The sequence below is a fragment of the Paeniglutamicibacter sp. MACA_103 genome, from assembly GCF_045798555.1.
In the GTDB taxonomy this organism is placed as follows: Bacteria; Actinomycetota; Actinomycetes; order Actinomycetales; family Micrococcaceae; genus Paeniglutamicibacter.
In genome coordinates this window covers 71,737-84,056 of sequence record NZ_JBIXLN010000007.1, presented here as the reverse complement: position 1 = coordinate 84,056, position 12,320 = coordinate 71,737, and the positions used below count along the sequence as shown (strand labels likewise).

Here is a 12,320-nt window from a genome sequence, read left to right as displayed (position 1 = left end):
TGGGAAATAGTCCCCGCCCGGGACGGGCCCGAGCGGGGAGCGGTTTGCGGTTCCGGGGTTAGCGGGCCGCGGTGATGGTGACGGGCAGCGACTCGAAGCCGCGCAGCACGTTGTGGATGATCGGCACCGGCGCTCCGGCCGGTTCGATGGTTTCCACGCGCTCCAGCAGTTGCTGGAGGACGATTTCCATTTCCAGGCGGGCGATCGGCTGGCCCACGCACTGGTGCAGGCCCATGCCGAAGGCCACGTGGCCCGAGGACGAGCGGTCCAGGCTGAAGGAATCGGCGTTCGCGCCCCACTTGCGCGGGTCGCGGTTCGCGGCTCCCAGGAAGACCAGCACCTTGGTGCCGGCTTCCAGCTTGACCCCGCCCAGCACGGTGTCCACCGAGACGGTGCGGTGGAACTTCTGGAAGGGCGACTCCAGGCGCAGCGCCTCGTCGACGGCGAACTTCGCCATGGACGGGTTCTTGCGCAGCTGGGCCCAGGCCTCGGGGTTCCGGGCGAGCACCGAGAGGGTGTTGCCGATGCCGAAGATGGTGGTGTCCACCCCGGCGGAGAGCAGCGCGCGCACCAGCAAGGTGGCCTGCTGCTCGGTGATCAGCCCGTCGGCGACCTTGGCCCAAATCTGGGCTCCGAAGCCCGTCTCGTCCATGGACTCGCGTTGGCAGCTCTTCATCACGGCCGCGGCATGTGCGTCGCCCTCGGCGAAGGCCTGCTTGAAGATGTAGTTTTCCGGGCCGAAGGCATTGAAGACCATGTTGCCGTAGGGCAGCAAGTGCTCACGGCCCTCGTCGGGGATGCCGACGGCGTCCGGGAAGACACGGAGCGGGTACTTCTCGGCCAAGTCGGTGATCGCGTCGAAGCCCGGGAGGGTGGCCAGGTGCGTGGTCAGCTCGACGGCCGGGGGAGTGAAGGGACCGCGCAGCGCACGGACCGTGCCCGGGTTGATCACTCCGGTCAGCGCGCGGCGCATCACGGTGTGGATCGGCGGGTCGGATTCCAGGATGCTCGGCGGGCGCCAGGCTTCGTCCTTGCGGATGTCGCGCGGGCCCAGGCCGCCGGCCGAGGAGTAGGTCTCGAAGTCGGTCAGGACCTCGTAGACTTCCTCGTAGCCGGCCACCGCGTAGCTTCCGGTCGCTTCCAGGTAGCTGACGGTTCCGGCCTCGCGCAAGCGGGCCAGGAAGGGATACGGGTCGGCGATGACTGCCGGGTCGAAGGGATCCTCGGTGAAGACCGCCGGTTCGTGCAAGGTGGTGGACATGGTTGCTCCTTGGGGGATCAGAGTTCGAGGACCAGGCGGCTGCAGCCTGCGGCGGCGCGGGAGACGCAGACCATCATCACGTCGCCGGCGTCCTTGTCGGCTTCGGTCAGGGCCGCGTCGCGGTGCTCGGGTTCGCCCGAGATGATGCGGGTTTCGCAGGTTCCGCACAGGCCGGCGCGGCAGCTGGAAAGCACGCGTGCACCCACCTGTTCGACGGCTTCGAGGATGCTCTGGTTGGTTTCGACGGTCACGGTGGTGCCGGTCAGGGTGAGTTCCACCTCGAAAGGCTCGGCGCTGGCGCCGGCCCCCAGCTCGTTCGCCACGAAGCGTTCGGTGTGCAGGGCACCGGGCGGCCACCCCATGCAGAAGTCCTCGATCGCACCGAGCATTCCGCCTGGGCCGCAGGCGTAGACCAACATGTGCGCGCGGGGCATGCCGAGGATCTCCTGGAGGTCCAGGCGACCCTCGGTGTCCTCGGCGACAATGCGCACTTTCTCGCTGCCGTACTTTTGCTCCAGGGCCGTCGCGAAGGCCATGGTCTCGCGTGAACGGCCTCCGTAGTAGAGGACCCACTGGCGTCCGGCCGCCGTGGCGGCCTCGAGCATCGGGATGATCGGGGTAATGCCGATGCCACCGGCCAGGAACATGTACTTGCGTGAGTCGATGAGCGGGAAGTTGTTGCGGGGCGCGGAAATCTCGAGGCGGCCGCCGACTTTCAGCTCGTCGTGCACATGGGCCGATCCGCCGCGCGAATCCGGGGTGCGCAGCACGCCGATGCGCAGGGTGGACAGGTCATCGGTGGGCGAGCACAGGGAGTACTGGCGGATTAGTCCATTGCCCAGGTGCACGTCGATGTGCGAACCCGGTTCCCACGAGGGGAACTCCTCGCCGGCGGGGTTGCGCAGCACCAGTGAGGCGACGCCGTCGGCGACGTGCTCCACTGCGTCGATCACCGTCTCGATGATTGCGGGAGCCTGGATTGGGGCAGTGATGGTCATGCTCTGCCGTTCCTTCCGTCTGAATGTGGGGTGGGGATGGCCCCGGCCACTGGTGGTGGAGCGTGACACCAGATTAGATGTTGCTTGGAACACATTCGTGTTGGTTTCCGGCCAATGGAAAGACTGGGCCGTTGACGGTGAAATTCACGGCGACGGGACGTTCGGGGTACTAGGAGCGGCCGAGGCTGACGCGGCGGGCGATGCTTCGCGCTGCAATGCGCAGGACCGGAACGACGGATCCGACCGGTGCTGCCCGCTCCTGGGTGACCACGCCGAGTGCAGCCCGGCAACTCCCGTCGGGGGCGATGATGGGTACGGCGATGCCGTAGTTGCCGATCCCCGCTTCCTGGCTGGTCGTCGCATAGCCGCGCTCCCGGACCTTGTCCACCTCGCTGCGCAATTGCTGTGGAGAAGAAATCGTGTGCTCGGTCAATTTCTCTATGGCCACGCTGGCAGTGTCCCAAAGCGATTGGTCCCCAAAGGCCAGCATGACCTTGCCTGCCGCGGAGGCGTGTAGCGGTAGGTGCTCGCCGACCCGGAGGAATGGGGCTCCCGAGCGGGTGCCCGAGATTCGTTCGAGAAGTAAGACCTTGTTCCCGTCCAGGATAAAGAGGTTCACCACGTTCTGGGTCACGAACAGGACGTCCTGCATATATGGAGCGGCCAGCTCGGCGATGTTCTGGTTCACCGGGGCAAGCAAGCCCAGCTGCCACAGCCGGTGGCCGATGACGTAGTCTTGCCCGGCGCGTTCCAGGGCACCCCATGCCAACAACTCTGCGATGAGTCGGTGGGCGGTGGCCACCGGCAGGTGTGCGCGGCGCGCCATCTCGCTGAGCGTGAGTTTTGGATGCGCGGAGTCGAAGGAACCCAGCAGGGCGAGTGCGCGGGCGGTCACGGCGGTCCCGGGCGTCGGAGGTGTCGATGCGGCGGTGCGCTTTTGGTTCGGGTGGGCGTTGGCCAAGACGGGAACTCCTGGGGGCACGGTAGGGCATTCGGGATGCGGCGGAGGGCCGCATGGCCCCAAGCCTAAATCGAACCGGCACGGATGCGGTGTTGGATGACTCGTATACGACTTCCATTGGATGGAAGTCGAGGCTGATCAGCGGCCCATAGAGGGCAGAGTGGGAATTTGCCCAAGCTGTCAGTCCGTTGCCAAGGAGGTTTCCCGTTGCTGCTTCCGCCGGCGACCGCCGCCGAACCGCCGGCCTTCGACCAGAATCGGGACCGCGCCTGGATCACGATTGTCCTGGTGGCAGTAGTGGCCGCGACCCATATCTGGAAACTGCCCAGTGCCCTGACGATAATCGACGCCGAGCTGCAGCTGGGCTTGGTCCGATCCGGCGTCCTGCTTGGCATTATCCAGGTGGCCAGCATGGCTGGGGGACTGTTGGTCGCATGGTTCGGCGAAATGCTCGGGCTGCGCCGGCTTCTCATGACCGGCTTGACGCTGCTGGCCATTGGCTCCCTTTTTGGTGCACTGGCGCCGGGCGTGGTGGTGCTGATGGTCTCCCGGGCCCTTGAAGGCATCGGTTTCCTGCTGTGCACTGTGCTGGCCCCGCCGTTGATCCGTCGGTGTTGCAGTCCCGAAAGAATGAACATCGCCATGGCCGGCTGGGGTGCTTTCCAGGGCACTGCTGCCCTGATTGGCTTTGCCGGGTCCGCATTGTTGCTCCAGGTCATCGACTGGCGTGTGCTGTGGCTGGGTGTGGCTATCCTGTCCCTTGGCATGTTGCTTCCATTGAAGCGGTTGGTCCCGGCCGATCAGGCAGCCGCCGGCGACGGATCGGCCACGGCCTCGGGCCGTCGGATTTGGATCACTGTCCGATCCGTGGCCCCGTGGATCGCCGGACTGGCCTTCGCCTGCTATTCCATCCAGTGGATGGCCGTCATGGGATTCCTGCCCACTATCTACCAGGGAGCAGGAATGGATCCCCTGCGGGCGGGCCTGCTTTCGGCCTTGGTCGGCGGGGTGAACGTGATCGGCGCCCTGTATGCGGGTGTGCTTATCGAGCGTGGCCGCCGGCCGCGGACCTTGCTGGTCGTTTGTTTCACTGTCATGGCGTTCGCCTCCATCGGGCTGTTCGGCATCCGGTGGACTTCGGACAGCGGGACTGCGGCTCGGTTGGGGTTCGCATTGGTGTTTTCCTCGGTCGGCGGCATGGGCCCGACGGTGCTTTCGCGGGTGGCCGTTGACCTGGCCCCGCCCGGTGGATCGGTGGCCGCGGTGATCGGGCTGATGCAGCAGATTTTCAACGTCGGCAACTTCTTCGGTCCATTCCTGATCGCGTGGATCGCCATGCAGGCCGGCGGCTGGCACGCCTCGTGGTTGATGATGTGCGCTTTTTCAGTGCTGGGCATCGTCTTCACATGGATCCTGACGAACCACCGGGCGCCGCGCGAACCGATCAGGACCGCATCGACGAGCCACGCCTCCGAGGAACTCGATTGACGGGCGCGGCCGCCGCGCGACTGGCGCGGGACGTTGCCCCTCCGAAAACGGACCATTTCACAACGGCAGCTCGCGGATTCAGGGTTCGGGAGGTGGGATAGGCTTGCGCGAGTGACTGTTCGAACCGGCTCCGCCCCGCAGCAAACCCCGCACAAGAGCCCGTCCGTCAAGGTCCCGCAGGCCGAAGGGCGCGGATCGTCGATGGGGTTCCGGGCAGACATCCAGGGCCTGCGCGCGATCGCCGTGCTGATGGTGATCCTCCACCACCTGCGTCCCGGCGCGCTGAGCGGCGGATTCATCGGCGTCGACATGTTCTTCGTGATTTCCGGGTACCTGATCACCGCGCACCTGTTCCGGGAAATGCGCGCCACCGGAACCATCAAGCTTGCAAGGTTCTGGGCCAGGCGCATCCGTCGGCTGCTGCCGCTGGCCTTCACGGTGCTGCTGGCCGGCGCCGGACTGGTGTACTTCTTCATCCCCGCCACCGAGCACGGCACCATGTTCAAGCACCTAGCCGCGGCCGGCCTCTACGTGGAGAACTGGGCGCTGGTCGCCGACGCCACCGACTACTCCGCCGCCGGGCAGATGGCCACCGTGGTGCAGCACTACTGGTCGCTGTCGGTGGAGGAACAGTTCTACCTCGCCTGGCCGCTGCTGATCCTGGGCGGCGCGTTCGCCGCCGGGAAGCTGGGGCCCCGATTCGGCCGACGGACCAGCGTCGGCCGGCGCACGTTCGCCGGGCCCGGCACCCGGCGGCTCTTCCTGGGCGTCATCGGCGCGATCACCGTCGTGTCCTTCGCCTATGGGCTGTGGGTCACCGCGGCCAGCCCGCAGGCGGCCTACTTCGACACCGCGGGACGCGCCTGGGAATTCGCCGCCGGCGGCATCGTGGCCCTGCTCTGCGTGAACCGCGGAATCGGCGGGGCGCTCGGCGCACTGCTGGGGTGGGGCGGCATCGCCACGCTGCTGGCCGGCGCGGTGCTGATTCCCACCGAGACCCGCTTCCCCGGCACCATGGCGCTGGTGCCGGTGCTCGGCACCGCCGCGGTGCTGGCGGCCGGCGGCACGCAGAGGCCCGGGCTGCACTTCTTCTTCCACTCCACCTGGCTCTCGGTCCGGCCCATGCGCTGGGTCGGTGACAAAAGCTACGGCGCGTACCTGTGGCACTGGCCGCTGATCATCGTGGCCCCCTTCGTGCTGCACGCCGAGCCCAAGTGGTACCACGAGGCCGGAATCCTGGGCCTGACCCTGGCCCTGGCCTGGCTGTCCCAGCTGCTCATCGAGGACCCGCTGCGCTTCGGGACGTGGCTGAAGCCGCTGCGCAACGCGTTCCTCTTCGCGCTGGCCGGGATGCTGGTGCTGGCCTCCCTCGCCTGGGCGGGAACCGCGGCCTCCGCGCAAAGCGCGAACCTGCCAAGGATGGATGTGAACTCGACGTGCTACGGTGCCGGGACCCTGGCGCACCCCGCCGACTGCCTGCCCGTCGCCTCCGGCTTCGCTCCCTACCCCTCGGCGGTTGCGGTCTCCCAGCAGGTCCGCGCCCCCTTGTTCCCGGGCTGCGAGACCGACACCCTGCAGGTGGGCGAATCCAGCTGCCGGCTGGGCAACAGCGCCGACCCGAAGCTGCGCGTTGCCGTGGTGGGGGACTCGCACGCCTCGGCCTGGCTGCCGGCCCTGGTGAAGATCGCCAACGAGCGCGACTGGGAAATCGTGACGCACATCCGCTCCGGCTGCTCGCCCTCGGTGGCTGCGCTCAAGGGAGCGGAGAAGCTCGGCGGCACGGCCGAGCGCCTCTGCACCGAATCGGTGCGCGCGCTGGGACCGAAGCTCGCCGCGGATCCGGACCTCGACGCGGTGATCGTCGCCGCGCAGGGCAACAAGCGCAGCTGGATCTCCTCCCCGGGCTACGAGTTCAAGGATCCGGCCACCGAGGGCTTCACCAGCCTGTGGCAGTCCTGGATCGATGCCGGCAAGACCGTCGCGGTGATTCACGAGTTGCCGCGCCTGGGCAACAAGAACGTGCCCACCTGCGTGGCCTCGAACCCCGATGACCCGCTGGCCTGCGCGGTGAGCCGCAAGCAGGGCATGTCGATCAGGCAGAACCTGCAAAAGGCACTGGACAGCGGCACCGCGCCGGCCGGCATCGTGCGCGCGGATATGACCGATTCCATCTGCTCGTCCCAGACCTGCTTCGCCGTCATCGGCTCGCTGATCACCTACTACGACCAGTCGCACCTCTCCCACGATTTCTCCGCCTCCCTGGCGCCCGGGCTCGCGAAGGAACTGGAGCGGGACCAGGCCTTCGCCACCGGCAAGTAGCGGCATCTGCCGGACACCTCGGGCGGCATTTCGTCAAGCCGCAGGCAGGTGAGAAAGCCAACGTGCGCACCGGCCGGAATCGAGCGGATTCGCCGCATAAGCTATTGCCCATGCCTGCCTCCGTGAAAGCCCCGCGTCTGCCCGCCTTCAAGGAACCGGCCACCACCGGTTCCGGGGACCTGACCGGGCTGGAAACGGACGGGCGGGCCGAGGGCCTGCTCTTCGACTCCGACGATGCCGACGGGGTGGACCTGGAAGACGCGGTCTTCACCGAATGCATCTTCCGCTCCGTCTCCCTGCAGGGCGCGCCCATGGCGCGGGTGACCTTCGGGGACTGCCTCATCGAGGAGGTCAACGCCCCGGTGCTCGAGGCCCCGGACTCCGGCTGGTGGAACACAGCCGTGGTGGGCGGGCGCATCGGCTCGGCCGAGCTCTACGGCTCCACCTTCCGCTCGGTGAAGTTCGAGCGCGCCAAGCTCGGCTACCTGAACCTGCGCCGGGCGAAGATCAAGGACGTGGAATTCCGCGACGTGCACATCGAGGAGCTCGACGCCGGGGGAGCGAACCTGGAACGGGTCACTTTCATCGACTGCACCATCGACACGCTGGCCCTGAACGGCGCCAAGCTCAAGGACGTGGACCTGCGCGGGGCGCGCCTGCGCACGCTCTCGGGCATCACCTCGCTCAAGGGCGCCACGGTGAGCTTCGAGCAGCTCCTGGACCTGGCGCCCATCCTTGCAAACGAACTGGGCCTGCGCGTCCAATGAGCCGCGCGGGCCGCCCGGAAGTGGATCCGGGAGAGGTCCACGCTCGGTAGGGTGGAAACCATGCACCAAACGCCCGTCCCGTACCCATACGCCCCGCCGCCGCGCAGGCGGCAACCGGTCTTCGATTCCGGGCCCATGCGGCGCGGGGACGTGGTGGTGCTGGGGACCTACCTGGTGCTCTTCATTCTTGGCGCCGGCGGCCTGCTGGCCATGGTCCCCGGGTTCGTCGAGGCCTTCAAGAACCAGGATTCGGCGCAATTCGGCGTGAACCTCATCATCTACGTCGTGGTGTTCACCGGGGCGATGATCATGGGCTTCGAGGCGTTGCGGACCTCCTTCGCCACGTTCAAGTACCACCCGTGGGCCAAGGCCCTGATGGTCCCCGGCGGCTGGCTGGGCTCGCTGATCATCAGCTCCATCGTGCTGGTTTCCATGGGGAACCCGGTCAAGAGCGAGAACCAGCTGGCCATCGAGGGCATGACCCGGTCGGTGCCGTTCGCCACGATGTTCGTGGTCACCGCGCTCCTGGGCCCGTTCGTGGAGGAATACGTCTTCCGCCACCTGCTCATCGGCAAGCTCAGCCGCAGGCTCAACGTCTGGGTCTGCGTGGCGATCTCGGTGGTGCTCTTCACCTCCCTGCACTTCGTCGGCTCCGGGTCCTTCGACCTGACGTCCGCGATTCCCTATACGACGCTGGGGATCATGATGTCCCTGGCCTATGTGCTCACGGGCAAGTCGCTCGCGTACTCCTACGTCCTGCATGTCTTCAACAACGCGGTGGCGCTGATCCTGTCCTACACGCTGCTGCCGCTCATCCAGCAGTAGAAATCGAACGAAAGAACCCCCTCACACGTGAGTAGCGTTCCCGAAGAATCCGCGTCTTGGCACGGCCATATCCATGGCAGCGCCGGCTACCGCAAGATGATCCTGGCGCTGTTCGCCGCCGGGGTCGCCACCTTCTCCCAGCTGTACTCGGTCCAGGGCGTGCTGCCGGAACTGGCCCGCGACCTGTCGGTGACCGAGGCCGATGCGGCACTTGCCGTCTCCGCCGCGACCCTGGGACTGGCCTGTTCGGTGCTCTTCTGGTCGCTGCTGGCGGACCGCATGGGAAGGTTGCGCGCCATGACCTTTGCGGTGTTGGCCGCCGTGGCGCTGGGGCTGGCGGTCCCGTTTTCCCCCGGCTTCGAGTGGCTGCTGGCCCTGCGCTTCATCGAGGGCCTGGCCCTGGGCGGCATCCCCGCCGTGGCGCTGGCGTACCTTTCCGAGGAGGTCTCGCCGCTGCATTCGGCGGTTGCGGCCGGGACCTACATTTCCGGGACCACCCTGGGCGGGCTTGCCGGGCGACTGGTCGCAGGACCCTTGAGTGAATTCGTCTCCTGGCGCCTGGGCACCCTGGTGGTCTCGGTGATGGCCGCCATCGCGGCCGGTGTGTTCATCGCGGTGGCACCCAAGCCGCGGGGATTCACCCCGGTGCCCTGGCACAGCCCCAACCGCATACCCCTGTGGAAAAAGCTGTGGATGAACCTGCGCAAGGGGTCGCTCCTGGTCCTCTATGCGCAGGGCTTCCTGCTCATGGGCGGCTTCGTGGCGGTCTACAACTACCTGGGCTTCCGGCTGGAGGCCCCGCCCTTCCTGATCCCCGCCTCGCTGGCCTCTCTGGTGTTCGTGGCGTACCTGTCGGGAACCTGGTCATCGCGCCAGTCAGGGGCGTTGGTGGCGCGCTTCAATCGCCTGCCGGTGCTGCTGGCCTCAATCGGCCTGATGGCCGCGGGCCTGGTGGTGACGCTGGCCGATTTCCTGCCAACTGTCGTCATCGGGCTGCTGGTGTTCACCGCCGGGTTCTTTGCCGCCCACTCGGTGGCCAGCGGCTGGATCCCGATGCTGGGAGTCGGCGGACGGGCGCAGGCCGCCAGCCTCTACAACCTTGCCTACTATTCCGGGTCTTCGCTCTTCGGCTGGGTCATCGGCCTGGCGTTCAACGCGGCCGATTGGCCGGGGCTGGTGCTTTCGGTGGTTTCCCTGTTGGTGCTGGCGGCATTGTTGGCGCTGGGCGGGTTGCGCCGGAGCCAATAGGCCAGGGGCTCCCGACCTACAGCAACTGGATCAGCTGGGCCTTGTAGGCCTCGAAGGCCGCGACGCCCTTGGCCGTGATGCCCACATAAGTGGCGGGGCTTCGGCCTTCGATGACCTTGTTCTGGGAGATGTACCCGGCATCCTCCAGCTTGCGCAGGTGCGTCGAGAGGTTTCCCGCGGTCATGGACAGGATCCCGCGCAGCTTGGGGAACGCCATGGACTCCTTCGGCCCCAGGGTGTTCAGCGCCGACATGACCCGCAGCCTGGCATCTGCGTGGATGAGTGGATCCAGCTCGGCCATGGCTACTTCGCCGCCGGGAAAGTGCGGCGGCGGGCCAGGGCGAGGATGCCGGCGGCGATGAAGAGGACCGGGCCGCCGATGGCGAAGATGGCGATGAAGGCGTCGGGTCCGGCGACCAGGCCGGCGACGTTCAGCACGGTGAAGCATGCCCCGAGGGTGAACATGGCGCGGTCCTGGAAGATTGCGGACCCGGCCATGTACATCAGGGACACGACCAGGATGGCCACGGCGTTGATCAGCCAGCCGGTCGCCAGCTGCGCGGAGTCGGGCATGAGTTTGGCGAAGGCGATGCTGAACACCGCCACGGTGGCAAGACCGCCCATCCAACTCATGCCGTAGGCCATGCCCGAAAACTTGGAGTCTCCGCGGATTTGGGATCCGGAGCGGATACCGAGGACCGCGGTGTACGCGACTGCCGCGAGCAGGATGACCCCGCCGATGACCAGTGCGGTCGTGTAGGCAAGCGGGAGCCAGTCGAAGGCCGCACCATGCAGTAGTCCGTAGCCGGCAAGGTAGGCGGCGGCCCACACGAAGTAGATGGCCGCGACGTTGGGTTCGATGGAAGCGCGGGTTGCGGTGGCGGTCTGGTTGATCGCTGCCAGTGCCGCGCGCGGATCAAGCTCTTGCTCGGAGGCGGAAGCCGGGTTCGTGTTCATGTTGATGCCTTTCTTTCGGGGTGCCGTGAATGGCCTGAAGTGAAGGTCGATCTGCAAACAAGTTTGTAACGCAAACCTGTTTGTGTCAAGAGGGGCTTTGGCAAATTATTGGCACCGCCCCGACCGGTAGTCTGAATGGGTGAAGGAAGCAGCCAGGAACCAGGTCGTCACCCCAGAATCCTCGCGTGGGCTGGGGCGAACCATTCTGGCGCTCGCGGTGCCCGCGCTTGGCGCGCTCATTGCAGAGCCGCTCTTCCTGCTCGCCGACATGGCCATCATCGGCCACCTGGGCATCAACGAACTCGCCGGAGCAGGGCTGGGAACCACGGTCCTGCAGACCGCCGTGGGACTGATGGTGTTCCTGGCATATTCCACGACCCCCGCCGTGGCACGGGCCATCGGTGCCGGCAATATCGGCAAGGCCATGGCCGCCGGGCGCGACGGGATCTGGCTTGCCGTCGGCCTGGGCGTGGTCCTCGGCCTGGCCGGGTTCTTCGGCGCCCCCATGCTGGCAACCGCCATGGGCGCCGAGGGCGAGGTGCGCGGGTTCGCGGTGGACTACATCCAATATTCCACCTTCGGCATACCCGCGATGTTGCTGGTGCTGGCCGCGACCGGGGTGCTGCGCGGCATGCAGGACACCAAGACCCCGCTGTATGTGGCCGGGTTCGGCTTCGCCGCCAACATCGCACTGAACTTCATCCTGGTCTACCCGGTCGGCATGTCGGTTGCAGGTGCCGCGCTGGGCACCTCGATCGCCCAGTGGGGAATGGCGGCGGTTTACCTGTGGATGCTCGTCCCGCGGATCCGCAAGGCCGGACAGTCGCTGGCGCCGCACGGCCGCGGGGTACTGAGCACCGGGCAAGTCGGATCCTGGTTGATGCTGCGCACGCTGTCGCTGCGCCTGGCCCTGCTCGCCACGGTCTGGGTGGCCACCGGCCAGGGTGCGCTCACGCTCGCGGCACACCAGCTGGTCTTCACCATCTTCACGTTCATGGCTTTCGCCCTGGACGCCCTGGCCATTGCCGCGCAGGCGCTGATCGGCAAGGAACTGGGTGCCGGGAATGCGGGGCGGACGAACCTGCTCACCAAGACCATGTGCCGCTGGGGCGTGTACTTCGGGGTGGCGACCGGCGCGCTGTTGGCCGTCGTTGCTCCCTTTGTCGGCGCACTGTTCACCTCGGATGACTCGGTGCGGCAGGCGACCATGGTCGGGGTCTGGATCCTGGCCGCATCCCAGCCGGTGTGCGGACTCGTCTTCGTGCTGGACGGGGTGCTCATCGGCGCCGGGGACGCGCGCTATCTGGCCGTTGCCGGCATGATCAACCTGGCGGCCTACCTGCCGATGTTGTTCGTGGTCACGCTGTTCGAGCACCCCGGGGTCTCGGCCGTCGCCTGGATCTGGGTGGCGTTCGGACTGGGCTTCATGCTCGCCCGCGCCGCGACCCTCACTTGGCGGGTGCGCAACGACAAGTGGATGCGCCTGGGAGCCTGAA

General features: G+C 67.0%; 11 protein-coding genes. 6 read left to right on the top strand and 5 right to left on the bottom strand.

Features of this window, described 5'->3' with window-relative positions:
- Nucleotides 1-58: 58 nt before the first annotated feature.
- The 3 genes from ACIPVK_RS05250 to ACIPVK_RS05240 all read right to left on the bottom strand — a co-directional run bounded on the left by ACIPVK_RS05250 (nucleotide 59) and on the right by ACIPVK_RS05240 (nucleotide 3,220).
- Complete coding sequence (locus ACIPVK_RS05250; RefSeq protein WP_407610907.1) at nucleotides 59-1,261, bottom strand: cytochrome P450; 1,203 nt, start codon at nucleotides 1,259-1,261, stop codon at nucleotides 59-61.
- Between the two features lie 17 nt (nucleotides 1,262-1,278).
- Complete coding sequence (locus ACIPVK_RS05245) at nucleotides 1,279-2,259, bottom strand: PDR/VanB family oxidoreductase (protein ID WP_407610906.1); 981 nt, start codon at nucleotides 2,257-2,259, stop codon at nucleotides 1,279-1,281.
- Between the two features lie 169 nt (nucleotides 2,260-2,428).
- Nucleotides 2,429-3,220, bottom strand: a complete 792-nt coding sequence (locus tag ACIPVK_RS05240) for an IclR family transcriptional regulator (RefSeq protein ID WP_407610905.1) — start codon at nucleotides 3,218-3,220, stop codon at nucleotides 2,429-2,431.
- A gap of 207 nt (nucleotides 3,221-3,427) precedes the next feature.
- On the opposite strand from ACIPVK_RS05240, the gene ACIPVK_RS05235 reads away from it, so the two are divergent.
- The 5 genes from ACIPVK_RS05235 to ACIPVK_RS05215 all read left to right on the top strand — a co-directional run bounded on the left by ACIPVK_RS05235 (nucleotide 3,428) and on the right by ACIPVK_RS05215 (nucleotide 9,867).
- On the top strand, nucleotides 3,428-4,708 hold the full coding sequence (locus ACIPVK_RS05235) for a CynX/NimT family MFS transporter (protein ID WP_407610904.1): 1,281 nt from the start codon (nucleotides 3,428-3,430) through the stop codon (nucleotides 4,706-4,708).
- 111 nt (nucleotides 4,709-4,819) lie between these two features.
- Complete coding sequence (locus tag ACIPVK_RS05230; protein WP_407610903.1) at nucleotides 4,820-7,027, top strand: acyltransferase family protein; 2,208 nt, start codon at nucleotides 4,820-4,822, stop codon at nucleotides 7,025-7,027.
- A 110-nt stretch (nucleotides 7,028-7,137) separates the two neighbouring features.
- Nucleotides 7,138-7,794 carry a pentapeptide repeat-containing protein gene (locus ACIPVK_RS05225; protein ID WP_407610902.1) on the top strand — a complete coding sequence of 219 codons (657 nt, stop codon included), beginning with the start codon at nucleotides 7,138-7,140 and terminating at the stop codon, nucleotides 7,792-7,794.
- Nucleotides 7,795-7,854: 60 nt separating this feature from the next.
- Complete coding sequence (locus tag ACIPVK_RS05220) at nucleotides 7,855-8,619, top strand: CPBP family intramembrane glutamic endopeptidase (RefSeq protein WP_407610901.1); 765 nt, start codon at nucleotides 7,855-7,857, stop codon at nucleotides 8,617-8,619.
- 96 nt (nucleotides 8,620-8,715) lie between these two features.
- Nucleotides 8,716-9,867, top strand: coding sequence for an MFS transporter (locus ACIPVK_RS05215; RefSeq protein ID WP_407610950.1), 1,152 nt, complete (start codon nucleotides 8,716-8,718; stop codon nucleotides 9,865-9,867).
- Between the two features lie 16 nt (nucleotides 9,868-9,883).
- Here the strand turns inward: ACIPVK_RS05215 and ACIPVK_RS05210 are convergent, their stop codons facing one another.
- Entirely contained in the window at nucleotides 9,884-10,168 is a 285-nt protein-coding gene (locus tag ACIPVK_RS05210; RefSeq protein WP_407610900.1) for a transcriptional regulator, read from the bottom strand.
- Nucleotides 10,169-10,170: 2 nt separating this feature from the next.
- A complete protein-coding gene (locus ACIPVK_RS05205; RefSeq protein ID WP_407610899.1) occupies nucleotides 10,171-10,824 on the bottom strand; it encodes a hypothetical protein in 654 nt (217 codons plus the stop codon).
- A gap of 139 nt (nucleotides 10,825-10,963) precedes the next feature.
- Here ACIPVK_RS05205 and ACIPVK_RS05200 point away from each other — a divergent pair, with 139 nt between their 5' ends.
- Nucleotides 10,964-12,319 (top strand): MATE family efflux transporter, encoded by a 1,356-nt coding sequence (locus ACIPVK_RS05200; RefSeq protein ID WP_407610898.1) that lies wholly within the window; start codon nucleotides 10,964-10,966, stop codon nucleotides 12,317-12,319.
- The last annotated feature ends 1 nt before the right edge of the window (nucleotide 12,320 follow it).

Excerpts from the sequence above, each read along its gene's own strand:
- ACIPVK_RS05250 (WP_407610907.1), bottom strand. The coding sequence starts at position 1,261 with ATGTCCACCACCTTGCACGAACCGGCGGTCTTCACCGAGGATCCCTTC.
- ACIPVK_RS05245 (WP_407610906.1), bottom strand. The coding sequence starts at position 2,259 with ATGACCATCACTGCCCCAATCCAGGCTCCCGCAATCATCGAGACGGTG.
- ACIPVK_RS05225 (WP_407610902.1), top strand. The coding sequence starts at position 7,138 with ATGCCTGCCTCCGTGAAAGCCCCGCGTCTGCCCGCCTTCAAGGAACCG.
- ACIPVK_RS05220 (WP_407610901.1), top strand. The coding sequence starts at position 7,855 with ATGCACCAAACGCCCGTCCCGTACCCATACGCCCCGCCGCCGCGCAGG.
- ACIPVK_RS05215 (WP_407610950.1), top strand. The coding sequence starts at position 8,716 with ATGATCCTGGCGCTGTTCGCCGCCGGGGTCGCCACCTTCTCCCAGCTG.
- ACIPVK_RS05210 (WP_407610900.1), bottom strand. The coding sequence starts at position 10,168 with ATGGCCGAGCTGGATCCACTCATCCACGCAGATGCCAGGCTGCGGGTC.
- ACIPVK_RS05205 (WP_407610899.1), bottom strand. The coding sequence starts at position 10,824 with ATGAACACGAACCCGGCTTCCGCCTCCGAGCAAGAGCTTGATCCGCGC.